21 protein-coding genes and 2 tRNA genes are annotated in these 24,901 nt (G+C 64.1%); 6 read left to right on the forward strand and 17 right to left on the reverse strand.

What is annotated here, in order from left to right; all coding sequences use genetic code 11:
• Nucleotides 1–9: 9 nt before the first annotated feature.
• The 7 genes from KYK29_RS10925 to KYK29_RS10955 all read right to left on the reverse strand — a co-directional run bounded on the left by KYK29_RS10925 (nt 10) and on the right by KYK29_RS10955 (nt 10,089).
• Complete coding sequence (locus tag KYK29_RS10925; RefSeq protein ID WP_254690939.1) at nt 10–1,122, reverse strand: ABC transporter ATP-binding protein; 1,113 nt, start codon at nt 1,120–1,122, stop codon at nt 10–12.
• Between the two features lie 59 nt (nt 1,123–1,181).
• Nucleotides 1,182–1,916, reverse strand: a complete 735-nt coding sequence (gene scpB / locus KYK29_RS10930; protein ID WP_437437247.1) for an SMC-Scp complex subunit ScpB — start codon at nt 1,914–1,916, stop codon at nt 1,182–1,184.
• Nucleotides 1,888–2,697, reverse strand: coding sequence for a segregation and condensation protein A (locus KYK29_RS10935; RefSeq protein WP_254691271.1), 810 nt, complete (start codon nt 2,695–2,697; stop codon nt 1,888–1,890). The genes scpB and KYK29_RS10935 overlap by 29 nt, the downstream gene beginning before the upstream one ends.
• A 171-nt stretch (nt 2,698–2,868) precedes the next feature.
• Nucleotides 2,869–3,888 carry a beta-N-acetylhexosaminidase gene (gene nagZ / locus KYK29_RS10940; protein WP_254690940.1) on the reverse strand — a complete coding sequence of 340 codons (1,020 nt, stop codon included), beginning with the start codon at nt 3,886–3,888 and terminating at the stop codon, nt 2,869–2,871.
• 151 nt (nt 3,889–4,039) lie between these two features.
• Nucleotides 4,040–6,979: an SPOR domain-containing protein gene (locus KYK29_RS10945; protein ID WP_254690941.1), complete on the reverse strand. Its 2,940-nt coding sequence runs from the start codon at nt 6,977–6,979 to the stop codon at nt 4,040–4,042.
• 63 nt (nt 6,980–7,042) lie between these two features.
• Entirely contained in the window at nt 7,043–8,803 is a 1,761-nt protein-coding gene (gene argS, locus KYK29_RS10950) for an arginine--tRNA ligase (RefSeq protein WP_254690942.1), read from the reverse strand.
• A gap of 68 nt (nt 8,804–8,871) precedes the next feature.
• Nucleotides 8,872–10,089 (reverse strand): deoxyguanosinetriphosphate triphosphohydrolase, encoded by a 1,218-nt coding sequence (locus KYK29_RS10955; RefSeq protein ID WP_254690943.1) that lies wholly within the window; start codon nt 10,087–10,089, stop codon nt 8,872–8,874.
• A gap of 216 nt (nt 10,090–10,305) precedes the next feature.
• On the opposite strand from KYK29_RS10955, the gene erpA reads away from it, so the two are divergent.
• Nucleotides 10,306–10,638: an iron-sulfur cluster insertion protein ErpA gene (erpA, locus tag KYK29_RS10960; protein ID WP_254690944.1), complete on the forward strand. Its 333-nt coding sequence runs from the start codon at nt 10,306–10,308 to the stop codon at nt 10,636–10,638.
• A 39-nt stretch (nt 10,639–10,677) separates the two neighbouring features.
• Nucleotides 10,678–11,469, forward strand: coding sequence for an exodeoxyribonuclease III (gene xth / locus KYK29_RS10965; protein WP_254691272.1), 792 nt, complete (start codon nt 10,678–10,680; stop codon nt 11,467–11,469).
• Nucleotides 11,470–11,479: 10 nt separating this feature from the next.
• On the opposite strand, the gene exoR is transcribed toward xth, so the two are convergent.
• The 6 genes from exoR to KYK29_RS10995 all read right to left on the reverse strand — a co-directional run bounded on the left by exoR (nt 11,480) and on the right by KYK29_RS10995 (nt 20,036).
• Nucleotides 11,480–12,280, reverse strand: a complete 801-nt coding sequence (gene exoR / locus KYK29_RS10970) for an exopolysaccharide production regulator ExoR (RefSeq protein WP_254690945.1) — start codon at nt 12,278–12,280, stop codon at nt 11,480–11,482.
• Between the two features lie 339 nt (nt 12,281–12,619).
• Complete coding sequence (locus KYK29_RS10975; RefSeq protein WP_254690946.1) at nt 12,620–13,783, reverse strand: outer membrane protein transport protein; 1,164 nt, start codon at nt 13,781–13,783, stop codon at nt 12,620–12,622.
• A gap of 266 nt (nt 13,784–14,049) precedes the next feature.
• Nucleotides 14,050–16,893: a valine--tRNA ligase gene (locus KYK29_RS10980; RefSeq protein WP_254690947.1), complete on the reverse strand. Its 2,844-nt coding sequence runs from the start codon at nt 16,891–16,893 to the stop codon at nt 14,050–14,052.
• A gap of 141 nt (nt 16,894–17,034) precedes the next feature.
• Complete coding sequence (locus KYK29_RS10985; protein WP_254690948.1) at nt 17,035–17,739, reverse strand: PopZ family protein; 705 nt, start codon at nt 17,737–17,739, stop codon at nt 17,035–17,037.
• Between the two features lie 151 nt (nt 17,740–17,890).
• Nucleotides 17,891–19,288 (reverse strand): TolC family outer membrane protein, encoded by a 1,398-nt coding sequence (locus tag KYK29_RS10990; protein ID WP_437437248.1) that lies wholly within the window; start codon nt 19,286–19,288, stop codon nt 17,891–17,893.
• A 97-nt stretch (nt 19,289–19,385) separates the two neighbouring features.
• A complete protein-coding gene (locus KYK29_RS10995; protein ID WP_254691273.1) occupies nt 19,386–20,036 on the reverse strand; it encodes a protein-L-isoaspartate O-methyltransferase family protein in 651 nt (216 codons plus the stop codon).
• A 310-nt stretch (nt 20,037–20,346) separates the two neighbouring features.
• Here KYK29_RS10995 and exbB point away from each other — a divergent pair, with 310 nt between their 5' ends.
• Nucleotides 20,347–21,387, forward strand: a complete 1,041-nt coding sequence (exbB, locus tag KYK29_RS11000; RefSeq protein WP_254690949.1) for a tonB-system energizer ExbB — start codon at nt 20,347–20,349, stop codon at nt 21,385–21,387.
• Between the two features lie 4 nt (nt 21,388–21,391).
• Entirely contained in the window at nt 21,392–21,823 is a 432-nt protein-coding gene (gene exbD, locus KYK29_RS11005; protein WP_254690950.1) for a TonB system transport protein ExbD, read from the forward strand.
• Between the two features lie 104 nt (nt 21,824–21,927).
• Here the strand turns inward: exbD and KYK29_RS11010 are convergent.
• The 3 genes from KYK29_RS11010 to KYK29_RS11020 all read right to left on the reverse strand — a co-directional run bounded on the left by KYK29_RS11010 (nt 21,928) and on the right by KYK29_RS11020 (nt 22,969).
• A tRNA-Cys gene (locus KYK29_RS11010) sits at nt 21,928–22,001 on the reverse strand.
• 125 nt (nt 22,002–22,126) lie between these two features.
• Nucleotides 22,127–22,606, reverse strand: coding sequence for a DUF2938 domain-containing protein (locus KYK29_RS11015; protein ID WP_254690951.1), 480 nt, complete (start codon nt 22,604–22,606; stop codon nt 22,127–22,129).
• Between the two features lie 81 nt (nt 22,607–22,687).
• A complete protein-coding gene (locus tag KYK29_RS11020) occupies nt 22,688–22,969 on the reverse strand; it encodes a hypothetical protein (RefSeq protein WP_254690952.1) in 282 nt (93 codons plus the stop codon).
• Nucleotides 22,970–23,133: 164 nt separating this feature from the next.
• Here KYK29_RS11020 and KYK29_RS11025 point away from each other — a divergent pair.
• A tRNA-Asn gene (locus KYK29_RS11025) sits at nt 23,134–23,208 on the forward strand.
• Between the two features lie 93 nt (nt 23,209–23,301).
• On the opposite strand, the gene KYK29_RS11030 is transcribed toward KYK29_RS11025, so the two are convergent.
• Nucleotides 23,302–23,511 carry a hypothetical protein gene (locus tag KYK29_RS11030; RefSeq protein WP_254690953.1) on the reverse strand — a complete coding sequence of 70 codons (210 nt, stop codon included), beginning with the start codon at nt 23,509–23,511 and terminating at the stop codon, nt 23,302–23,304.
• A 347-nt stretch (nt 23,512–23,858) separates the two neighbouring features.
• On the opposite strand from KYK29_RS11030, the gene KYK29_RS11035 reads away from it, so the two are divergent.
• Nucleotides 23,859–24,899: a cysteine synthase A gene (locus KYK29_RS11035; RefSeq protein ID WP_254690954.1), complete on the forward strand. Its 1,041-nt coding sequence runs from the start codon at nt 23,859–23,861 to the stop codon at nt 24,897–24,899.
• Nucleotides 24,900–24,901 lie beyond the last annotated feature (2 nt).

Genomic DNA, 24,901 nt, shown 5'->3' on the forward strand with positions numbered 1-24,901 from the left:
TATCTCGATTTAAGATGTTCGGTCGTGTTTTTCAAATACGAGAATGTCTCGCTCGTTAACGGAAAGCGTCACGTCACGCAATCCGGCACGGATCTGATCGGCGCGCACGCGTGCATGGATCGGCGCTTCCGTTCCCGGAATCGCCAGCGTCAGAAGCTCCACCACCCCCAGGAACCGCCGCGACAATATGCGCGCCGGCACTGTTCCGCCAGTCTCGAGAATCCGCAAGCCCGAAAGGCGCACGGCCACCCGCACCGTCCGGCCGTCGGCAAAACCGCTGCCGTCCACATTGCCCACCGGAGTTTCGACGACGCCGCCGCGAACATGGCCCGGAAACTCGTTTATCTCCGAAAAGAACGCCGCCGCGAACAGGTCTTTCGGCCGCAGATAGAGTTCTTCCGCCGTCCCCACCTGCACGAGCCGCCCGTCGCGCAAGAGCGCGATCCGGTCCCCCATCCGCATGGCTTCCTCGGCATCATGCGTGACGACAATGGCGCTGGCACGTGTCTGGCGCAGGATCGTCAGCGTATCGGCGCGGATGGAATCCTTCAGCCGCGAATCGAGCCCCGAAAACGGCTCGTCCATCAAAAGCACCGACGGGCGCGGCGCAAGGGCCCGCGCAAGCGCCACCCGCTGCTGCTCGCCTCCCGACAGCTCATGCGGGAATTTCCGGGCGTAATGGGCAAGGCCGACCCGTTCGAGCGCCCGTTGCGCCTCCGTCTCCGCAGCCGCGCGCGGCAGCGCGGTCAGCCCGAAGCGCACATTGTCAAGAACGCACATATGCGGAAACAGCGCGAAATCCTGGAACATCAGGCCGACGCCGCGCCGCTCGGGCGGCAGGAAAACGGCAGGACCGGCAATTTCCCGGTCATTCATCAGGATGCGGCCGGAGGTCTGCGCCTCGATGCCTGCGGCAATCCGCAGCAGCGTCGTCTTTCCCGAGCCGGAAGGACCGAGCAGGCAAAGCACCTCGCCCGGCTCGGCCGTCAGCGAGATGCCGCGGACGGTTTCCCTGTTGTGATAGCGGTGATGGATATCCTCGAACACCAGCCGGGCCGCGAAGGTCACGGCCGATGCGCTTCTCGTCCCGATATCGCTGGAGCCCACCGGATCCGAAATCATTGCCGTCTTCCTGCCGGCGGGCAACGCCGCCGGTCTTGCCGTCCTCACAAAAGCTTCGCCTATTCGTCTTCTTTTCCGCCCGGTGTCAAGAGTCCGAATTCCTCGATATCGGCCTCGGTGATCGGATCTTCGTCCTCGGCAAGCTCGTCATCGCCGAGCGGAAGGGGCACCTGAAACGTCGGCGGGATACGGCCGGACAGCAGGCCCGCCCCCTTCAGCTCCTCCAGTCCGGGCAGGTCCCGCAGTTCCTCGAGGCCGAAATGATCGAGGAAGTCCCGCGTCGTGCCGAAGGTGACCGGGCGGCCCGGCGAACGCCGCCGGCCGCGAAAACGAACCCATCCCGCCTCCATCAACACGTCGAGCGTGCCCCTGGAGGTCTGTACGCCGCGAATGTCCTCGATCTCGGCGCGGGTCACCGGTTGGTGATAGGCGATGATCGACAGCACCTCCAGCGCGGCGCGCGACAATTTGCGCACCTCCTTCTCGTCCGTGCGGATGACGAAGGAAAGATCGGGCGCTGTGCGGAAGGCCCAATGGTCGTCCACCTGCACGAGATTGACGCCACGCCCGGCGTAAAGCCCCTTGAGCGCCCGCATGACGTGGATCGGGTCGACCCCGCGCGGCAGCCGCTCCGCGATATAGGCGATGGAGACCGGGCCGGTGGATGCGAATACCAGCGCCTCGGCGATCCGCGCCGCCTCATGCAGCCGGCGCGGGTCGACCACCGTCGCCTCGCCGGCCCCGGCCGTGCCGTCGCCTTCCTGCTCAATCACGCTCCTCGTCCTCCCGTTCATCCGCGCGGGGACCGCGCCTGAGGTAGATCGGCTGGAAAACACCGTCCTGCCGCAGTTCGAGGCGCCCTTCCCGCACCAGTTCCAAAGTCGCGGCGAAGGCGCTTGCAAGGGCGGTTGCGCGCTCCGCCGGATCGGCGAGATAGCGCAGCAGGAAGCTGTCGAGCGCCGTCCATTCCTGCTCATCCACCATCCCGACCAGGTTTGCGAGGATCGCGCGCGCGTCGGCCAGCGACCAGACCGTGCGCCTCTCGATCGTCACCTGCGTGATCGCCTGCCGCTGCCGCAACGCCGCATAGGCGCTGACGAGATCGAACAGCGAGGCGTCGAGCGCCGTGCGACGCTCGACCGGGATATGCTCCGGCATGCCGCGCGGGAAGACGTCGCGTCCAAGCCGATTGCGATTGATGAGCCGCGTCGCCGCGTCGCGCATGGCTTCCAGCCGCTTCAGCCGGAATGCAAGGCTCGCCGCCATCTCCTCGCCCGACGGCCCCTCGTCCTTCGGCTGCCGGGGAATCAGCAGGCGCGACTTGAGATAGGCAAGCCAGGCCGCCATGACGAGATAGTCGGCGGCAAGTTCGATGCGGATGCGCCGCGCCCGCTCGATGAAAACCAGGTATTGTTCGGCGAGCGCCAGCACCGAGATGCGCGCCAGGTCGACCTTCTGCGTGCGCGCCAGATGCAGCAACAGATCGAGCGGCCCCTCGAAGCCGGCAAGGTCCACGACGAGGCTTTCCTCATGCAGCCCGCGCGTCTCCGCCGCGTCCTGCCAAAGCTCATCCATCGGCGTCCCGGTGGCGCGCGATCCCGTTTGCAGCGTGGCTCCCGTTTCCTGCAATCCTCGTCCTTTCGGCGCCGTGCCTTTTTTATCCCCTGGAGCGCGGGAAACGCGCCCACCGACCCAGTTTTCCGCATTCTTAGGCGCCGAAACAATCCCGTTTCGGCTGGAAATGCTCTAGGCCACCGCGACCAGCGCGCCGAATTCCTCGCGCAGCGCCTGCTCGTCCGCGTCATCCGGTGTCGGGAAGCCCGCCCGCACCGCATTGGCACGGCGCAGGCTGTCGCCGGCAAGCGGCGGCACGTTTTCCGTGACCGCGATCATTTCCTCCATGATGCCATGGCAATGCAAGACGATATCGAGCCCGGCCGCAATAATTCCGCGCGCCCTCTCGGCGATATCGCCCCGCAGCGCGTTCATCGAGACGTCATCCGACATCAGCAGCCCGTCGAAACCGATATGGCCGCGGATGATTTCCCGCACCACCTTCTGCGAGGTGGTCGCCGGACTGTCGGCATCGACGGCGGTGAAGACGATATGCGCGGACATCGCCATCAACTCGTCGTTCATCCTGCGGAACGGCACGAAATCGCAGGCTTCCAGATCCGCGAGCGCGGCCGTGACGACGGGCAGATCGTGATGCGAATCGACCGTGGTGCGGCCATGGCCGGGCATATGCTTCATCACCGGCAGCAGTCCGCCGGCCTTCAGGCCTTCCGCCGCCGCCTTGCCCATCGCGGAGACGATATCCGCGTCCTGACCGTAGGCCCGATTGCCGATCACATCGTGGACGCCCGGGACGGCGACGTCGAGCACCGGCAGGCAATCGACATTCACGCCGAGACGCAGGAGGTCGAAGGCGTGCAGCCGCGACATCAGCCAGGCGGCGCGGAGCCCCTTTTCCGCATCCTCCCGCCAGATCGCTCCAAGCGCCGCCGCATTCGGATATTGCGGCGCATGGGGCGGCCGGATGCGCTGTACGCGGCCGCCTTCCTGATCGATCAGGACGGGAATATCGCTGCCCGCGCCGACACAGTCGCGCATTTCGGCCGTCAGGTCGGCGATCTGCGCGGGTTCGCCGATATTGCGGCCGAACAGGATGAAGCCCCAGGGCCGCTCGTTGCGGAAGAAGGACTTCTCGTCCTGCGTGAGGGTCAGGCCCTTGCAGCCCGAGATAAAGGATTTCGATTCGCTCATGATCGGAATCATAGAGATTTGACGGGAAAAGGCGATGGCGCGGCGGGGATCATATCTCCGCAAGGAGGCAAGAGCGATCGGCCTCGAAAGAACAAGGCGCGGGAGAGACCCCCCGCGCCTTTCCGAACCGAACCGCTGGTCCTTTGCGTTTTCAGCGGGTCACGAGGCAGCTTCCGCCAGCCCCCTTGTAGCGCTCGCAGAGCACATTGGCCTCCTCGCGCGAGCCGGCAGGAATGCGTACCCGATAATAGGTGCCCCGATTTGCGATCTCCGCCTTGCGGATATCCACGCCGCGGCCGCCGATAACGCCGGCATAGCGCGCCGAAAGCGTGTCGTAGCTCTTTTTCGCCTCCGCCTCGGAGGGCAGCGACGCGATCTGGATGACATAACCGCCCGGGTTGGCGACCGGCGGCTCCGGCTGCGCCGTGTCCGCCGGAGCGGCGGCGGCGGTCTCCGTGCCGGTAACATTGCCGCGCTGCGTCACCGTGCCGACGACATTGACCGGCTGGTCGGTGGGCCGGGTATTGGGGATCGGCGCCCTGTCGCCGGAGGCGGCCGCGACGTCGTTCGCACCGATCGCAGTGGTCTGGACGGTGCGGACCGGCGCAATTTCGTCCGTGGACGCAGGCTCGGCAAGCGTCGAACGCGGGGATGCGCCCTGCGCAGCCACCTGCATGTCACGCGGCGGCTCGTCTGCAGCGGCCTCGCCGCCATCCGCCAGTTGCGGCTCCTCGACCGGATCCTCGCGCGCCACCAGCGTGCCGTCCGGCTTGACGATCATCGTCTTCACCCTGCGCGGGGAAACCAGCGGCGACTGTTCCGCATCCGTCCGCGACAGGGCCGTCTCCGGCTCATCGACACCCGGCAGCAGGCGCTCGTTGTCATCCGACGCCAAGGCCTCGAGATCGTCGGGGCCGTCGAACGGCAGCGCCTCGGGAGAGAGCGTGCGCTGCACGACGTCGACCGGCACCTCGGTCGAGGTGACGAGTTGCTCCTGTTGCGGTGTCGCGTCGGAATCTCCGGCGACACGATCGTAGACGGCCTTGTCCTGATTGGGAACGGTCTTGCCGCCCCGTTCCTCCGGGACGATCTTGACGGGATCCTTGTCGGCGAGAATGACGCGCGGCTCGCCGGAACCGGACACCCCGCCGCCACCCGACATCAGCGCATAGACGCCGCCGCCGGCGAGAACCGCAAGCACCGCCACCGATGCGGCAAGCAACAGTCCCCGGCGCGAACGGGGCTGATCCTCGGCATAGCCGTCACCGGTGTAATGCGTTCCCGGCTGGCCGGGGTCCACCGGAATGGCGGTGCGTTCCGGCTGGTTGAGAGAGCGGCGGAAATCCTCTTCCAGCGCCCGTTCGAAATCGTCGACTTCCGCAATGACCGGCGCGGTGGGACCCTCGGCGGCAGGCTCGGTTCCGGCGGCCTTCGGCGCTTCGGGTGCGGCGAAAAGCTGCGCCATCTCGGCATCGATGTCGAAATCGTAATCCGCGTCCTGAGCACGCGGCTTTTCCTTTTCGATCACCGGAAGCTGCGGCACATCCAGATCCGTCACCGGCACCATGGTCTCATCGGTCTCGGCGATCATCGTCGGATCGAAGGGCAACTCCCCGTCACCGGCCTCCGGCTGCTGCGTCGGCGCCATATAGGCGGCAACGGGAACCGCCACGGCGGGTTCGCGCCGGACGACAGGCTCCGGCGTGTGAACCGCATCGGCTCGAACAGGTTCGGCCGGAACGGCCGCGGGCGCTTCGAGGTCGAATTCGATATCCGAAAGGTCGAGTTCGAAAGCGTCGATTTCGATTTCCGGCTCCGCAGCCGGAGCAAGCGGCGGCTGCATGGCCGTCCCGACCGTTTCAGGGGCGACCGACGCCGGCGCGGCGGCCGGCTCCTTCCGTTCGACAGACCGGTTGGCGACGGGCGTGGCGCGGCTGAAGATCGGAGACGCCGGCGGAGCATCGCGCGGCGCGGCGGGCTCTACAAGCAGCGGCGTGGCCACGGATTGCGGCCGGGCCTCGGGAACCGGATAACGTTCGACCTCGGCCAGCAGATCGTCCTCGACGGCGAGGCTTGCCGCGACCGGCGCCACGTCATAGGCCTGCTCGGCATGGAAGGAGGGATCGCCCGCATCGTCGGCATCCTGCCAGCGCGCTTCGGCCTCGGCCATTTCGCGGGCATGGGCTTCCGGCGTATCGAAGGGCATTTCCTCCACGAACCTCGGCTCGGCCTTCGCGTAGCCGCTATCCGCGGCAAAAGGCGGAGCGGCCATCTCGGGCGACGACAAGACCTCCGGAACCGGTTCATAAGCGGCCGCCACCGGCCCGGCTTCCGCCAAAAGCGCCGGTTCGACAAAGTGAGCGGTGTCGGAAACTTCAAAATCGTCACCGATCGACAGCTCCAACTCGCGCTCCAGATCGACGTCCGGCGCGGAGAAGTCCGTCGCACCGTCCGGGGCTGCGGTCTCTGCGTCGACCGGCTGCAACCCGAGAAAAACAGGGGCTTCCTGCTGCGCCGGCTGGGCCTCGGGCGCGGGCTCGACGAAAGGCGCAGGCGTCTCCTGAACCGGCAGATCGAAAAGCGGCTCGGACCGGTTCCCGGTCTGAGGGGGCTCTTCCTGCCAGACGGCGTCGACCGATGGCGCGTCGTAAAGCGAAGCCTCGGCCTCATCGGCCAGAAGATCGCCTTCGAGGGAAGGATCGTCGTTTGCGCCGAAAACGGTCCCGGCGGGCTCGACGGCAGGAGCGGCCGGGGCCGCTTCCGGCCGAACCGGCACGGGATCGGCCAGTTCCGGCTCCGGCCACGAGGATACCGGCTCGGCCTGAGAAAGCTCGGGCTCCACAGGCTCCGCCGGAACGTGGCGGGGCGCATCGTAGAGATCGAATGCGCGCAACAATTCATCTTCGAGCGCCAGCACGGGGTTGCCCTGGCCTGCGACAGGCGCACCCGCCGCAACGGACGGATGGCGGACCACGGGCTGGACCGGAAGGACATCGTGGCCGACCAGCCGGGCAAGCTCACTCAGCGGATCATCGTCCGCAAGGATGCCCGCATTACCGGTTCCGCTTCGGGCGAAGTTCTTGTCTGCCATACTACTTCCCACTCACAGGCTAACATAGACGAGTTGCCAGCTTATTGTGGGCAAATGGTGACGTCAGCGCATTTCATCCGGGGCTGCGGTACCTGTAACCGACAGGCCCGACTTGAGAACGGAAGCGACAACGTGCACCAGCCCGAGTCTGGCGATGGTCAATTCTCTATTTTTATCGTTAACAAACCGTAATTCCGGTTGTTCCTTGCCTTTGTTCCAGTGTCCGTGGAAAGCACCGGCAAGATCGTAGAGGTAGAATGCGATGCGATGCGGCTCCTGCGCCTGCGCCGCTGCTTCGATGACACGGGGATATTCTGCGAGCTTCGCAAGCAACTGCAATTCACTCGGATCACCGATATTGTCACCGATTGCGCCGGCAAGATCGAGCGCATCGATGTCGAGATCCGGAAAGGCCTCCGCAGCCTGCCGGAACACCGACATGCAACGCGCATGGGCATATTGCACGTAGAAGACCGGATTGTCCTTCGAGTGCTCGGTGACCTTGGCGAAATCGAAATCAAGCGGCTCGCTGCTCTTGCGATAGAGCATCATGAAGCGCACGGGATCGCGGCCGACTTCATCGACCACGTCGCGCAGCGTCACGAAATCTCCCGACCGCTTCGACATCTTCACCGGTTCGCCGTCCCGGAACAGCTTCACCAGCTGGCAGAGGAGAACCGTAAGCTTGACCTTGCCTTCGGAAACGGCGCGGGCGAGCGCTTCCAGCCGCTTGACGTAGCCGCCGTGGTCGGCACCCAGCACATAGATCATCTCATCGAAGCCGCGCTCGAACTTGTCCTTGAAATAGGCGACGTCGGCGGCGAAATAGGTATAGGAACCATCCGACTTGATCAGCGGACGGTCGATATCGTCGCCGACCTCCGTCGAGCGGAACAGCGTCTGCTCGCGATCCTCCCAGTCTTCGGGAAGCTGCCCCTTCGGCGGCGGCAGAACGCCCTTGTAGACATGCCCCTTGAAGGTCAGGTCGTTGATGGCCGTGCGGATCGTCGCGCCGTTGCCGGCGTGCAGGGAGCGCTCGGAGAAGAAGACGTCGTGGGTGACGTTGAGCGCGGCAAGATCCTCGCGAATCATCGCCATCATGGCATCGATGGCCTTGTCCTTGACGATGGGCAGCCACTGGGCTTCCGACATGCCCCGCAGGCTGGTGCCATATTCGTCGGCCAGCGCCTCGCCGACGGGAACCAGATAGTCACCGGGATAGAGTCCTGAAGGGATATCGCCCACCGTCTCGCCCAGCGCCTCGCGATAGCGCAGGAAGACAGACCGCGCCAGAACGTCGATCTGCGAGCCGGCATCGTTGATGTAATATTCCTTCGTGACCGCATAGCCGGCGAAGGCGAGCAGGTTGGCGAGCGCGTCGCCCACCACGGCGCCGCGGCAATGGCCGACGTGCATGGGCCCGGTCGGATTGGCCGAGACATATTCGACATTGACCTTGCGGCCGGCGCCAAGGGTGCTGCGGCCGTAATCAGTCCCGGCCTTCACCATCGTGGCAAGCAGCCGCCGCCAATAGCCGACAGAGAGACGCACGTTGATGAAGCCCGGCCCCGCAACCCCGACCTCGGCGATCTCCGGATCCCGGCCAAGTTCGGCGACCACGAGATCGGCAAGCGCGCGCGGGTTGAGACCGAGCGGCTTGGCAAGAACCATCGCGGCATTGGTCGCGACATCGCCATGACTTGCGTCACGCGGCGGCTCGACGCTGATGCGCGAGAAGTCAAGATCTCCGCGTTTCTCACGTACGACTTCAAGCCGTTCGAGTACACCTTTGATCCTGCTATCGAAATCTGTAAAAAGGTTCATATCATCCATCCGCTCGCGGCCGGAGACCTTCATGGCATCCGCGCGTAGAAGTTCGGGTCGGCGGCTGACTATCGTAATTCGGGGGTATGGTCAAACAGACGCCGATGGGTATCGACCGCGTAATTATCGGTCATTCCGGCAAGGTAATCGCCGACATGGCGTGCACGCGCCGATTCCGGCATGCTGGAAATCCGGTCCACCCAGTAGTGGCCTCGCATGAGCTGCGGATCGTCCATATAGGCGTGATAAAGGTCGGTAACGATCGACGCGGCATTGGCGCGCACGCGCATCACCTCGGGATGACGATAGATCCGCGAGAACAGCATTTTCTTGATCTGCCGGTCGGTCACCGCCATCTCCTTCGAGAAGGTCGCAAGCGTGCGTCCGGCACGGCGCACGTCATGAACCGTTTCCGGCCGCACCTCCTCGATGGCCCGCTGGGCATAAGCAATGACATCCTCGACCATGGCGGTGATCTGCCGGCGCATAATCTCATGCGTGAAGCGCGGCGCCTCGAGGCCCGGATAGCGCGCCCGCACCTCGCCCATCAGGCCGGCGAGGAAAGGCACCTCCTCCAGCATTTCGAAGGTGAGGTAGCCCGAACGCAGGCCGTCGTCGATGTCATGGGTATTATAGGCGATGTCGTCGGCGATCGCCGCCACCTGCGCCTCCAGGCTGGCGAAGCTCGACAGTTCGAGATCGTGCAGCGCGCAATAATCGAGAATCGGCTGCGGTACGAGCCCGCGCGTCCCCTCGCCCGTCGGAGAAAGCAGCGGACCGTTGTGCTTGACGAGCCCCTCCAGGCTTTCCCAGGTGAGGTTGAGGCCATCGAAGTCGGCGTAGCGCCGCTCCAGCTTGGTGACGATGCGCAACGACTGCGCATTGTGATCGAAACCGCCGAAGGGCTCCAGCACCTCGTGCAGGGCGTCTTCGCCGGTATGACCGAAAGGCGTATGGCCGAAATCATGCACCAGCGCCACGCCTTCCGCCAGATCCTCGTCGAGCTTCAGGGCGCGCGCGAGCGCCCGGGCGATCTGCGCGACCTCGATCGTATGGGTCAGGCGCGTGCGGTAGTGATCGCCGTCGGCGGCGATGAAGACCTGGGTCTTGTGCTTGAGCCGGCGAAAGGCGGTGGTATGGACGATGCGGTCGCGATCGCGCTGGAAGTCGGAACGGGTGGGGCTTGCCCTCTCGGCGACGAGCCGCCCCCGGCTCGCCCAGGGGTCCGATGCGAAGGACGCCCGCTGGCCGGCGCCGAAGCCAAGGGCGTAAAGGTCGACTGTCATTCGTTCACCGCATTCGCGCCGCCCATTGACGCGGCCTTGATGCCTTCATACCTATAGTGTGCACAGCGACAAGGCCGGCGGCAAGGAAAACGGAAAACCACAACGCCTTCATCGGTTTATGGAGGCATTTCCGCAGCCGGCCGGTCGAGAGCGGGCGGTATTGCGCCCGGTGCGTCCAGATGATTCTCTCCGGGCCGGTCCCGGAAGGAGGCAGGTATGAGCAACACGACGATCTCCATCTCCGACGCGGCCGCCCGCCGCATCACCGCTATTCTCGGCGCCTCGCCGGAAAAGCAGGCGTTGCGCGTATCCGTCGAGGGTGGCGGCTGCTCCGGCTTTTCCTACAAATTCGATCTGGTCGAAGACCAGCAGGATGACGACCTCGTGCTGGAGAAAGGTCAGGCCAAGGTGCTGATCGACCAGCTTTCCCTCGTCTATATGGACGGCTCGGAGATCGACTTCGTCGACAACCTGCTCGGCCAGTCCTTCCAGATCCGCAATCCCAATGCGATCGCCAATTGCGGCTGCGGCACCAGCTTCTCGATCTGATCCGCGGACGAAGACACGAAATACGGAAATGCCATGCCGATGAAGATTGCCACCTGGAACATCAACGGCGTGCGCGCGCGCATCGACAGCCTCATCGCATGGCTGAAGGAATCCAATCCTGACATCGTCGCGCTTCAGGAAATCAAGACCGTGGACGAGGGTTTTCCGCGCAGCGAGATCGAGGCGCTCGGCTACCATGTGGAGACGCACGGCCAGAAGGGTTTCAACGGCGTCGCCCTGCTTTCGAAAATCCGCCCCGACGAGATCACGCGCGGCCTGCCGGGCGAGGATACGGACGAGCAGTCCCGCTTCATCGAGGGTGTCTTTTCCGTCGATGGCGGCGTGATCCGCGTCTGCTCCATCTATCTGCCGAACGGCAACCCGGCGGGCGATCCGGTAAAATACCCCTACAAGCTGCGCTGGATGGACCGGCTCGTCGCGTTTGCTGCCGATCGGCTGGCGCTGGAGGAGCCGCTGGTGCTGGCCGGCGACTATAACGTCATTCCCGAACCGCACGACTGCTGGGACGTCAAGGTCTGGGAGAAGGACGCGCTCTACCTGCCGCCGACACGACAAGCCTTCCGCCGCCTGGAAAACCTCGGCCTGACCGACGCGGTGCGCGCTTCCAGCGACGCCGTTCCACTCTATACCTTCTGGGATTATCAGGCGGGCTGCTGGCCGAAAAACAACGGCATCCGCATCGATCATCTGATGCTGTCGGCGGAAGCCTCGGACCGGCTTGTCTCGACGGATGTGGAAAAGCATGTCCGCAACTGGGAAAAGCCCTCGGATCACGTTCCGGTGGTGGCGATCCTGGATTTCGCGGCCTGAGCGGCGAAACCTATTCCGGACTGAAACGGATGTTCTGAGCCAGCGACACACCGGCGCGGCGGTCCTGTTCGCTTGCAACCGAGAAGGCGTCTTCCTGCATGGATTGCAGCCAGCCGCAATCCTTCGGCAAGCAATGATCGAGCGCCGCCGTCATGAAAGCGAGCCCACGGGTGGCCTGGCCTTCCTGGAAAAGAATGCTGCCGAACAGGCCCATGGCGCCGGCATGGCCGTTGTTGCGCGCGCGATTGAGCCACTTCTTGGCCTGATGGGCGCTGGTATTGCCGCCCTCGCCCGCCAGCATCATGCGGGCCAGCTGGAACTGCGCCTCGGGAACGCCGAAAGCCGACGCCGCCTGGAAATAGAGCTGGCGGGCCTGCGACAGGTCGATCTTGACGGGACTGTCGGGAATGCCGCGACGATAATAGCTTGCAAGCGCAATGAGAGCATTGGCGAAATAGCCGGTGTCTTCCGAACCGGGCTCGACGCCGGCCCGTGCGATATCGCTATAAATCCTGAAGGCTTCGAGATCGTTTTCCGGTACACCGTCGCCATCGGCATACATATTGGCGAGCGCCCAGCGGGAGCCGGTATGACCCTTCTCCGCCGCATAGCGATAGGCCTCGATGGCGTCGTTCTTGCGGCCTTCCTTGTAGGAGAAGAAGCCGAATTTGAAGAGGTCGAAAGGACCGCTTTCCTTGGTCACGCCGGCCTGGGGATCGAAGGCGAGAGCGGAACCGGCAATTCCCCCGGATAACGACAGACAAACCCCGAATACAAGGACTCTTATCGACATAAACTCGGACCTGGGCATCACTTCTTCGTTCCCGTTCCCGTCGCATGCGTGCCGTTGAAACCTGCGAAATGCATGCAGCCTGTGCAAGGTTCGCGGTCGTTCCGGCAATGACGGCATCGGCTGTCTCATCTCTTCCTGGCCTTGCGGAATTCCGCCTGGCCCGTGGACCTTCTTGCTGCGCCCCGTTTGTGGCGGGAAATGGACACCGCACATGCCGCAAGCGGGTGTAGCAAACTCTCGAAGAGAATGTGTTGCCTTTCCATCACATCGGGCGGACGACCCTGTTGTTTCCCCATCTGTCCGCCGCATCGTCAACCAGTCGTTAACCAAGACGACCGGAGCACGAGAGCATCAGCATCAAAATTTCAAAAGGTAGGAAATGCTGGCGCCATAGGCAAAGTCGCCCCCGACCGTCGCATCGTAATCGGCAAGGGACGGTCCATAGACCTGCGAACCCGACGTCAGATAGGTGACCGCTCCGCCGATGCGGAATTCACCGGGACCGCTCTTGATCGCCGTTCCGAGGCCGAGCGTCCAGGTATCCGTAAGGATATCCGCGCCGGTCCCCACACCCCGATCCCAGGTCACGCTGACCGCGCCGGAAACGGTATCCGTGAACGTATGGCCGATACCGCCGGTAATCGTCCAGCCGTCCCGGAAATTGAAATTCTTTTCCAGCGCTCCCAGCCCGGCGATCGTATAGTTCAGTGCCGGCAACACGCTCCAGTCCGTCCATTTGACGGCGCCGAAGGCGACCCAGCCCGGCGCAATACCGCTTTGCAGCCCGACCCTGACGGATTGCGGCAGACTGCCCCAGCCGCTCGCGGCAAGCTGGTATCCTTCGGGCGCGCCGAAGATCCCGGCGCCATCGGCGCTGATCGTGAAGGAGCCGCTGCCCTTGTGGTCGATCTGCGAGCGATAGAGGATGTCGGCCCGCAGCGCGATTTCGGGAATCTCGTAGGCCGCGCCGAGCCGATAGCCGATCTCGCTGTCGTCCGCCAGGCGGAGCGTACCGTATTTCGACACTTCCTTGTAATCGAAGCTCTGGTGGAAGATCCCGCCGAGAAAGGAGAACCGTCCCTTTTCAAGATCGAGGCCGACCGAACAGGTGAGGCCGTATTCCCGTGTCCGGAAGCCCGCCTCCAGCGTGGCGTTGCCGCTTCCCGAATGCAGGATATCCGCGGCCTGCGCATCGGGGCCATAGGTCGAGGAAGCGCCGAAGGGCTGCGTGTAAGTGCCCGCACAGGCAAGGTTGTCCGACATCCGCGCCATCACGCCAATGCTCGGCACGAAATAATTGTCGAGATGACTGTCGTCGTTGCTGGCCTTGCCGTCGACGGTCGCATAACCGCGCCGCGGTGCGACATAGACACCCTTGACGTGAATTGCGCCGCTTCCCTCCTGATAGAGAAGGTCCGTGTCCGCCTCGCCCCTCCCGAAGCCGCCCGCTTCGGCCGTCGTCGCCATGAGCGTCAGCGCCGCAGCGCCGGCAAGCCCTGTCTTCAAGATCGTGGTGCCCATGGCTTCTCCGTCGCATTCCAATGGCTGCCGGATCACGCCGGCAAGAATTCAGAGCACGCTCAAAAGCCTGTCGCGACGCGCTCCAGAGCCATTTTCGGCATGTCGCCCCCAACCTCTCCAGTCATCGTTAATTATCCGCAAACATTAGAGGTTCATTGTATGGAATGTGGTGATCGTCACCTTTTGGACACAGGGGCGTTTTCGGCCGGACAAAAGAAAACCGCGCCGGACGTCGGCGCGGTTTTTCACATTCACCCTGCGAAAGCTCAGCCGGCTTCGCTGACCCGGGAAAGCGCGATGGCCAGGCTTGCAAGCTGCCGTTCCAGTTCCGCAAAGCGCTCGCGCTCCGCCTCCACCAGTTCCGGCCTGGCATTGGCGACGAATTTCTCGTTCGAAAGCTTGCCCTGGATGCGGTCCGCCTCGGCCTTCGCCTTGCCGATCGCTTTTTCCAGCCGCGCCTTCTCCGCCGACAGGTCGATCAGATTGCCGAGCGGCAGGCAGGCGGTCGCCTCGCCGACGACGATCTGCGCGGCGCCCTTCGGGGCGGCGTCCGCAAGACGGATTTCCTCGACACGGGCAAGCCGGCGTATCGCGGAATCATGCGTCTCGAGCCGCGCCTTCGTCAGCGCATTGGCATCGACGACGACCAGCGGCGCCATCGCGCTCGGCGGAACGTTCATCTCCGAGCGGACCGAACGGAGGCCCGAAACGAGATCGACCAGCCAGTTGATCTCGTCAGCGGCCGCATCGTCGCCATAGGCAGGTGACGGCCATTCGGCAAGGCAGATCGGCGTGTCGCGCTCCTTGCCCGCGCCCGCCGTCTGCGCCCAGAGTTCTTCCGTCATGAAGGGCATGAAGGGGTGCAGGAGCTTATAGGTCTCCTCCAGCACATAGGCGGCGCAGGCCTGCGATTCCGCCTTGGCCGCCTCGTCCTCCCCGCCGAACACCGGCTTCAGGAACTCAAGATACCAGTCACAGAACTGATTCCAGATGAAGCGATAGAGCGATCCTGCGGCATCGTTGAAGCGGTAGGTCTCGATCGCCTCGGTGACATCGCGCGCGGTGCGGGCAAGCTCCGTGAGAATCCAGCGGTTGATCGTCAGCGATGCCGTTTCCGGCACGAATTTCGGATCGGCGGCGACCCCGTTCATCTCGGCGAAGCGCGTGGCGTTCCACAATTTGGTGCCGAAATTCCGATAGCCGGCGATGCGGGACGGGTCGAGTTTCACGTCGCGGCCCTGCGCGGCCATGATCGCCAGCGTGAAGCGCAGCGCATCCGCGCCGTATTCGTCGATCAGGTCGAGCGGGTCGATGACGTTGCCTTTCGACTTCGACATCTTCTGCCCGTTCTTGTCGCGCACCAGCGCGTGCACATAGACCGTGTGGAACGGTTCGACCGGTTCGCCGTATTCGTCCTTCATGAAGTGCAGGCCCATCATCATCATGCGGGCCACCCAGAAGAAGATGATGTCGAAGCCCGTGACGAGAACGTCAGTCTGGTAATATCTTTCCAGTTCGGGGGTCTTTTCCGGCCAGCCGAGCGTCGAGAACGGCCAGAGCGCGGAGGAGAACCATGTGTCGAGAACGTCCTCGTCCCGGGTCAAGATGTCGCCGGGCGCGAAATTCTCGAGCTTCTCCTCGACCCATGCCTTCCACGGCCCCTCGTGGGAGATATAGTGCTGGATGGCGGCGTGCAGCGCCTCTTCCTCGGTCTTCTCGACGAAGACCTGCCCGTCCGGGCCGTACCAGGCGGGAATCCGGTGTCCCCACCAGAGCTGGCGCGAAACGCACCAGGGCTGGATATTCTCCATCCATTCGAAATAGGTCTTTTCCCAGTTCTTCGGGACGAAGTTGGTGCGGCCCTCGCGAACGGAGGCGATCGCCGGTCCGGCGAGCGTCTTGGCGTCGACATACCATTGTTCCGTCAGGCGCGGCTCGATCGGAACGCCGCCGCGATCGCCATGCGGCACCGTGTGCTTGTGCGGCTCGACCGCATCGAGGAAGCCGCCTTCCTCGAAGACCTTGACGACGAGCTTGCGCGCCTCGAAACGGTCCATGCCTTCGAGCTGGTCCCAGAGCTCGAGCTGCATCCCGGTCGGCGTGAGGCCTTCGAGGAATTCCTCGTTCTCGACGATGGCGATCCGCCCGTCGACGGTCAGCACGTTGACGGCGGGCAGGTCGTGCCGCCGCCCGACCTCGAAATCGTTGAAGTCATGAGCGGGCGTCATCTTGACGGCGCCCGTGCCGGCGGCCGGATCCGGATATTCGTCAGCGACGATCGGAATCTTCCGGCCGACGATCGGCAGGATGACATGCTTGCCGACGATCGACGTGTAGCGCTCGTCTTCCGGGTTCACGGCGATGCCGGTATCGCCCAGCATGGTCTCCGGGCGGGTCGTCGCGACGACGAGATAGTCCCGCGTCTCGAATTCCGTCGGTATGCCGTCGTCGTCGAAGGCGACCGGATGCTCGTAGGTGACGCCCGGCTCCAGCGGGTAGCGCAGATGCCAGAGATTGCCGTTGACCTCGACCTGTTCGACCTCGAGATCCGAGATCGCCGTCAAGAGCTTCGGGTCCCAGTTGACCAGCCGCTTGTCCTTGTAGATCAGGCCTTCCTTGTAAAGCGAGACGAAGACTTCGAGAACCGCTTCCGACAGCCCTTCATCCATGGTGAAGCGCTCCCGCGACCAGTCACAGGAGGCGCCGAGGCGCTTCAGCTGATTGAAGATCAGGCCGCCCGATTCCGCCTTCCACTCCCAGATCTTCTCGACGAAGGCGGCGCGGCCCATCTCGCGGCGTCCGGGCTGCTTTTCAGCGGCAAGCTTGCGCTCCACGACCATCTGGGTCGCGATGCCCGCATGGTCCATCCCGGGCTGCCAAAGCACATCCTTGCCGCACATGCGCTCGAAGCGGACCATGATGTCCTGCAACGTATTGTTGAGCGCATGGCCCATGTGCAGGGAGCCGGTCACGTTCGGCGGGGGGATGACGATGCAGAATGTCTCTGCGCCGGGCTTCACCCCCGCACCGGCACGAAACGCGTCGGCGTCTTCCCACATCCTGGCGATACGGGGCTCGACGGCTGCGGAATCATAGTTTTTTTCAAGCATTTTCGTGGTGGGCCTGCTGTTGGTTGTGAAGATCACGTAAACCGGATGGGCGGATTGAAGTCAACAATATCAGTTAAAACGCCGCCCCGGAAACCGGCGCGGCGCTGAAACGTTCCGATTTTGCCGAAGCGGCGGAGAAGATCAGCGGCGCGGGCCGCGCGCCACCCGCTCGATTTCCTCCCGCACCAGACGCTCGACGAGCGTCGGCAGGTTGTCGTCGAGCCATTCCTGAAGCATCGGGCGCAGCATATCCTGAGCGATTTCGTCGAAGGAGCGGCGGGAGCCGGCGTCCAGGGCCTCCGCAAGCGCGCCGAACGATTGCGCGACCCGCTCGCCCGCCGCAGGCGAAATCAGGGCGACGGCGTCGCCCGATGCCTCTTCCGGCGCGGCAAGATCCACAGCGATGGAATTTTCGGGAACGGAAGGCTCCCCGGAGCCAAGGTCGGGTTCGGCATCGGCGGCAGGCTCGGCCGGCGTGACGGTTGCCGCAGGATGATCCTGCGATTGCAGCCGGCTCGCCATCTGTCGCTCGGAGGCGGCGCGCACGCGCGCGGCGACATCGGCAAGCGACAGCGCCGGCTGCGGCGTCGACGTTTCCATGGACGGCTCGGGACGGTGCAGCGGTTCAATATCCGCAACGGGTTGCGTCTCCCGCTCATGGAAGGCCTCGACGATGGCCGGATCGTCGAGAAGATCATCCTTGCCGCCGCGAATCATCGGGAAGCTGCTTTCCGCCCGCACCTCGGCGACGAATTCGGGCTGCGCCTCGTTGCTTTCGATGATCCGGCGAATGGACGCCAGGATTTCATCCATGGACGGTTCACGCGCTACATTTGGCTGAGCCATTTCTATCCCCGTTTTCTGCGGAATCCGGACGGACCTGCATGGGCCGGCCGCATCAGCGCCAACCGTAGGCGACTCGCGCGGCCAACTAAATCGCCACGAATCAGTTCGTTAAAGTGATGCACAGATTTATTGAAACTTCCAAGACGCATCGTCAGCGCGTGTCGACGGTCCTGAGGCCGAACCAGCGATCCTTGACCGCCTCGTAATGCTCCTCGGCCCGGTATTCGGCCACATTCAGGCCCTGGCTGCTGACGGTGAGCCGGCCGGTCGCGGCGAGCAGCGCATAGCTTGCGACCACCGCGTTGCGCTGCGAGGCGACAAGACTTTCGCGCGCGTCCAGCACCGTCTGCTGCGCGCTGAGCACGTCGAGCGTGGTGCGCTGGCCGACGTTTCGTTCCTCGATGACGCCATCGAGCGCCATCTTCGCCGCCCCGATCTGCGCGCGCGTCGCAACCGTCGCCGCCTGCGACGCCTCATATTGGGCATGCGCCGACACGATATCGCGCCGGACACCCATCCGCGCGGAATCGACGAGCATGCGGCTCTGTCCGAGTTGTTCCTTGGCCCGCCGGATCTGGCCGTATTCCGCGCCGCCCTGATAGATCGGAACGACGATGCGGGCGGAAACCGCGCCCATCACATTATCGCTGGAAGGCCCCTGGTTTTCGGCCCGGTAGAGATCGCCTTGCAGCACCACGCCCGGCAGCATCGTGCCTTCCGCCGTCTTCACGTCATAGCCGGCGGCGTCGACGCCCCGCTCCGCCGCAAGGATGGCCGGATTTTCCCGCAGGCCCGTGGCGACGGCCTGGTCGAGCGTGGCGGGCATCGCCCGGCTGGCCGGCGACGGCTGCCGGATATCCCGCGGCGCCTCGCCGACGATCTGCACATAGGCGGCCTCGCTCTGCCTGAGCTGGGAGACGGCCGTGGTGAGCAGCGCCTTCGCCGCGGCAAGCTCCGCCTCTGCAAGGCTGACGTCGGTGCGCGTCCCCTCGCCCACCTCCAGACGCGCCCTCGCCGCCTTGAGCTGCTCGTTGAGGAAGGAAATATTCTGCTTGCGGATCGATACAATCTGCTGGTCGCGGGCGATATTGGCATAGGATTCGACGGCGGCGAGCAGGATCGATATCTCGTTCGCCCGCAACGCCTCGCGATTGGCCAGCACATTCGCTTCGGCCGACCGCACGCGGTTCAGCGCCTGGAATCCATCAAAAATCTGCTGGGTGACGGTCACGCCGAAGCTGGAGGTGAATTCCTCTGTCCGGCGCGCGCCGCGAAATCCGAAAATATCGCGGGGCGCCTTGTCGAGGGTCGTCTGCCGTGACTGCGCCTGCGCCACTCCGGAAACCTGCGGCCGCATGGCCGCCTTGGCGATGGTGACATTCTCGTCGATCGCCCGGAGCGCCGCGCGCGCGGCGTTGAGATCGGGATTGTTGCGGTAGGCCTTGGCCATCGCACCGGAAAGCGTCTCGCCCGCCGCCGCCTGGGGCAAGGCGAGGCAGGCGGGCGCAACGATCAGGGCAAGGAGCGTTCTGCGAAGAGTGGACACCACGAGATACTCCGAACCTCGCGCACCCCGCCGCTATAGCCGCGCGCTTTGAAAAGCCGATCTTTCCGTTCCGGCAAGGCCAAGCCCCGGGCCACCGCTGCTAGAACACGAATTCCTTCACCTTGCGGAAGCCCGGCAAAGGCTTGACGGAGGTATTGAACACGTTTCGCTCCGACGTCCTGCCGCCTTCCTTGATATAAAGGCGGGCCTGCGAGGCATTGCCGACGCCTTCGACGACGACCAGCCGGCCACCGTCGCGTAGCTGGTCGAAAAGCGCTTCCGGCACATATTCCACCGCGCCATGCACGAAAATGACGTCGTAAGGCGCTTCCGCGCCGTAGCCCTGCTCGAGATCGCCGCTCACCACCGCCACATTGTCGTAGCCGAGGCGGGTCAGCGTTTCCGTCGCGACAGCGGCAAGCGCGGCGTCGCTTTCCAGCGCCACGACGGAGCTTGCCAGCCGTGACAGGATCGCTGAGGCGTAGCCGGTGCCGGCACCGACCTCCAGCACCACGTCGTCCGCCTCGACAGCGGCGAGCTGGATGAGCTTGGCAAGCGGCGACGGCTCCATCAGGTAGCGACCGGCCGCAAGCTGGATGTCATTATCGATATACGCGAGCGGCCTTAGCGCGGCCGGAACGAACTCTTCGCGTGCAACCGTCAGGAAGGCTTCCAGCACCCCGTGGGAAGTCACGTCCGTCGTGCGGATCTGGTTGTCCACCATCTTCGTGCGCGCTGCGGTGTAGTTTATCATCTCTTGCCCTGTCGAAAAGCGGCTCCGTCCGGCGCGATGACCGGATGCAGATGCCGGATATGTCGCGATTCTCTTAGTTCGGTTTCAGCCCGGGTGTCCATAGCCGCTCACGGATTGCGTGGAAAAACCGCGTTTTCCAGTCAATCAGGCGCAATATCATGAATTAAATAGTCAACATATCCTTGCCTTGTCCGACCGCCTTGTCGTATGGAAAGACCCGGTTTCGACGCCTGCACGAGGCAGGCGCGCCTGAAGGCTGCTGCCCGGGCGGTCTTTTGCAAACAGTATCATGCAAGAGGATTTTACCGTGTTTAAACGGTTTCGACTGCTATTCGCCCTTACCCTTCTGGCGCTTGCGTCCCATGCTGCAAACGCCCAGGACGCCGAGGTTCCGGCCGGAACGGACGAGCGCCCCGCCTTGACCGAGCCCGCAACCCCGATGACCGACGGCGCTGCGCCGGCGGGAAGCGAGGCTTCCGGGGCCGACACCGTCATGCCATCCGAGCCCGCCGCCGAAATGGATGCTGCGGCCGACGAGATCCAGGACGAGGAGAGCGCGGAGACGGAGGACATGCCGGCCGGAACGATCGTAGCGGACGCGCCCGAACGGCAGGCCGACCTGCCGCATGATCTGTCGCCCTGGGGCATGTTCATGGCGGCGGATATCGTCGTCAAGGCCGTGATGATCGGCCTTGCCTTTGCATCCGTCGTCACCTGGACGGTGCTGCTCGCCAAACTCGCCGAACTTGCCGCCGCCGGCCGCGCCGCCAGGCGCGCCCTGCATGCGCTCAACCACGCCCGCGGCCTGGAGGACGGCGAAGCCGCGCTCGGCGGCGATCACGGCACGGTGGGCCTTATGGCCCGAGCCGCGCGCGAGGAGATGCGCGCATCACAGGCTGTGCTCGGCCATGTTTCGGACGACGGCGTCAAGGAACGCGTCGCCTCGCGCCTGTCGCGTATCGAAGCGAGCGCCGGACGGCGCGTCGCCAAGGGAACCGGGATCCTCGCCACCATCGGTTCCACAGCCCCCTTCGTCGGGCTTTTCGGAACGGTCTGGGGCATCATGAATTCGTTCATCGGGATCTCCAGGGCGCAGACGACAAACCTCGCCATCGTAGCCCCCGGCATCGCCGAGGCACTGCTTGCCACCGCGATCGGCCTCGTGGCCGCCATCCCGGCCGTGGTGATCTACAACTTCCTGGTCCGCGCCATCACCGGCTACCGACAGAGCCTTGCCGATTCCTCCGCCGCGATCGAGCGACTGGTGAGCCGCGATCTCGACGTGCATCGCTACCAGCTTGCTTCCGGCCGCGCCGGCGAGCGGCCAGCGGTCGCAAAGGTCGGGTGACGCCATGGCCGCGAATATCCGGGACAAAGGCGGCGACGACGATCTGGCGGAAAACAGCGAGATCAACGTCACGCCCTTCATCGACGTCATGCTCGTGCTGCTGATCATCTTCATGGTCGCCGCGCCGCTGGCGACGGTCGACATCAATGTCGACCTGCCCTCCTCCGTCGCGCAGCCGACACCGCGGGAAGACAAGCCTGTCTTCATGACCGTGAAGAAGGATCTCAGCGTTTCCATCGGCAATGGCGAAATCTCGCGGGCCGGTTTCGGACCCGAGCTGGACGCCGTGACGGAAGGCGACAAGGAAACACGCATCCTGCTGCGCGCCGACAAGTCGGTCGCCTATGGCGACGTCATGGATGTCATGAACCTGCTGCGTTCGGCCGGCTATGCGAAAATCGCGCTTGTCGGCCTCGAAGGCGCGCCCGCGCAATGATGTTTCCGGCGGCCGCAGCCTGCGGCCGTCGCTTGGACAAAGCCGCCGATTGCGGGGACGAAACCACCGATTGCGGGTCCGTCGTCCTGTCCTGATGGGAAAATTGGAGGCCTCGCCGAGAATCGAACTCGGGTGCAAGGATTTGCAGTCCTCTGCGTAACCACTCCGCCACGAGGCCGTCCGTTTGCTTAAAAGCGAGTGGTGCCGGGCGTTTAGAACGAATTAGGCCCAGGTGCAATAGGCTTGCGGCGGCATTGCCGTCTTTTTTGCGCCCGCCACCCGCCCGCTCCTGAAAAACCCTCCTCAGCGCATCAAGAGAGCAGTGGCGTAGAGCCCGAGAGCGAAGACCGTATGGGCGACGAGATTGAGCGCCCGCACCTTGTTGGCGTTCGGCAGTCTGGCGGCGGCGATCCCGATCCCCAGCCCCGGCTGCAACAGGAACCAGCCCGCCCCCACCGTGACGATACCGAGGATCCACGCCGGCAGGAACGTCGGGGCGGCAAGCCAGTCCGGTCCCGCCAGAAGCGCCAGAAGAACGCCGTAAAGGATGCCGACCGCGTAATGCCCGCCCCAACCGAGTGCATTCTCGTGCCGGAAGGCCTCGGCCTTGCCGATATCCTCATGAAACACCCGGCCCCTGGCAAGGTGCCCGAACCAGCGCCCGACGGGCCTCCAGTTGGGCCTTGCCTGGTGGAAGACCTTCCACAGGACGACCGCCCATATATCCATGAGGAGCGTCCCGCCGATTCCCATGGCGACACCCTTCACCAGCACATCCGTCATCCGCATCCCCTTTGCGCCCCGATCTTTCCGGCTTTTTAGAGCAGGACCGGAACACCAATGCAATCCATCGGATATCGGATATCAGGATGAGCGGCGGAGCTTACGGCTTGCCCACCAGACGGCGAGGCGGCGGCGCTGCCGGCGGACATAGGCGGAATCATGCGACAGGACGAGAAGGCCGAGAGGCAGCATCCAGAAGCCGAGCACCGGCAGGAAGCCCAGCAGGCCGCCGACGACGAGCAGGATACCGATGACCGTGCGCATCCAGCGCGATTCCGGCAGCCTGATGCGGAATGTCCCGAGCACGATCTCCCGCGTACGGAAATCGACGCCGAAGCCCGCCCTGTTTTCCCTCTTTGCCATGGATCACCTGCTTTTCACCGGGAACCATCGGATTTCCGGCATTCCCCTTCCCAATTGGGGGCTTTTCCACAATCAATCAATAATTTCGCGCATTTTTTTCAAAAAGCGCTTGGCAAATCGATCGGGCATTTGTATTACGCGCTCACTCCGCAGCGAGCGGATGATCCCTGGTAGCTCAGCGGTAGAGCACTCGACTGTTAATCGATAGGTCGTCGGTTCGAATCCGACCCGGGGAGCCAGTTTTCAAAGGGTTGCGTCGAAAGGCGCGACCCTTTTTCATTTCGGCGTGTCGGACAGCGGGATTGCGCCCTGACCGCCCGGCTTCGGAAATATCAGGCCGTCATTCCGGCGCCCGTCTGGCCGGCGGCGCGAATCCGGGCGTAGTCGCCTTCCTCGCGCAACGGGCGGCGGGGACGGCGCCGGACGGCGGCATGGAGGGAGCGATCCTTTTCGGGCGTGCCGACCGCGCCGTCGGGATAGGTTCCCGTGACGAATTCATCTTCGCTTGCCTGAAACAGGTTCCGGATGAAACCGAAAATCATGATGCGCCTCCACCACTTCGTTGAAACGGGCCGGCAACCGATCGGTTCCCGTGCGCCGTAGACACAACGTTAACCATACGCGTTAACGTTCGGTTAAGCCCGACATCGTCCCCGACGCTGCACTCGCAGGCGACGCGACTCGCCCGCTCAGGACAGGATAACCGGCAATCGCGACCGTTCGATGATAGGCGCCCTACCCGCAGACGCCATGCGGGACCGCAGGAGCGCTTCCGCGAAATATTCCTCTCGTTTCCGCCTCGAAAGAAATGCTATTCCTTGCCAAGTCCGGAGTGCGGGCCGAAAAGACGTCTCATCATCTCCCATCGAAAGCGCGAGGCTCGGATTCCATGACAGTTCTTCCGTCCGTTCTGGAGGCAATCGGCAACACGCCCCTGATCCGGCTCAACGCCGCATCGGAGGCGACCGGCTGCGAAATTCTCGGCAAGGCGGAATTCCTCAATCCCGGCCAGTCCGTGAAGGACCGGGCGGCGCTGTGGATCATCCGGGCGGCGGAGCGCTCCGGAGCGCTTCGTCCCGGCGGCGTCATCGTCGAGGGTACGGCGGGCAATACCGGCATCGGGCTTGCTCTCGTCGCCCGGGCGCTCGGCTACCGCACGGTCATCGTCATTCCGGAAACCCAGAGCCAGGAGAAGAAGGACGCCCTGCGCCTGCTCGGCGCGGAACTGGTGGAGGTTCCGGCGGCTCCCTACAAGAATCCCAACAATTACGTCAAACTTTCCGGCCGGCTTGCCGAGGAACTAGCCAGGAGCGAGCCGAACGGCGCGATCTGGGCCAATCAGTTCGACAATGTCGCCAACCGCGACGCCCACATCGAGACCACCGCCCCGGAAATCTGGCGCGATACGCAGGGCAAGGTGGACGGCTTCGTCTCGGCGGTCGGCTCCGGCGGCACACTGGCCGGCGTCGCGGCAGGGCTCAGGGCAAAGAACCCGGCCATCAAGATCGCGCTTGCCGATCCCGACGGCGCCGCGCTCCACAGCTATTACACGAGCGGCGAACTCAAGGCGTCCGGAAGCTCCATCACGGAGGGCATCGGCCAGGGCCGCATCACCGCCAATCTAGAAGGCTTCACCCCGGATTACTCCTATCAGATCCCCGATTCGGAGGCCGTGCCGCTGGTCTTCGAACTGATCGAGAAGGAAGGGATCGCCGTCGGCGGCTCCTCCGGCATCAATATCGCAGGGGCGATCCGGCTGGCGAAGGACCTCGGCCCCGGACACACGATCGTGACGATTCTCTGCGATTATGCTAACCGCTACCAGTCCAAACTTTTCAACGCGGACTTCCTCGATTCGAAAGGCCTGCCCGTTCCCGGCTGGCTGAAGACGGGCTCGGGGATCAAGGTCCCCTATCTGCCGGTCGAATAGGT

The sequence above is a fragment of the Shinella daejeonensis genome (assembly GCF_024281235.1).
In the GTDB taxonomy this organism is placed as follows: domain Bacteria; phylum Pseudomonadota; class Alphaproteobacteria; order Rhizobiales; family Rhizobiaceae; genus Shinella; species Shinella daejeonensis.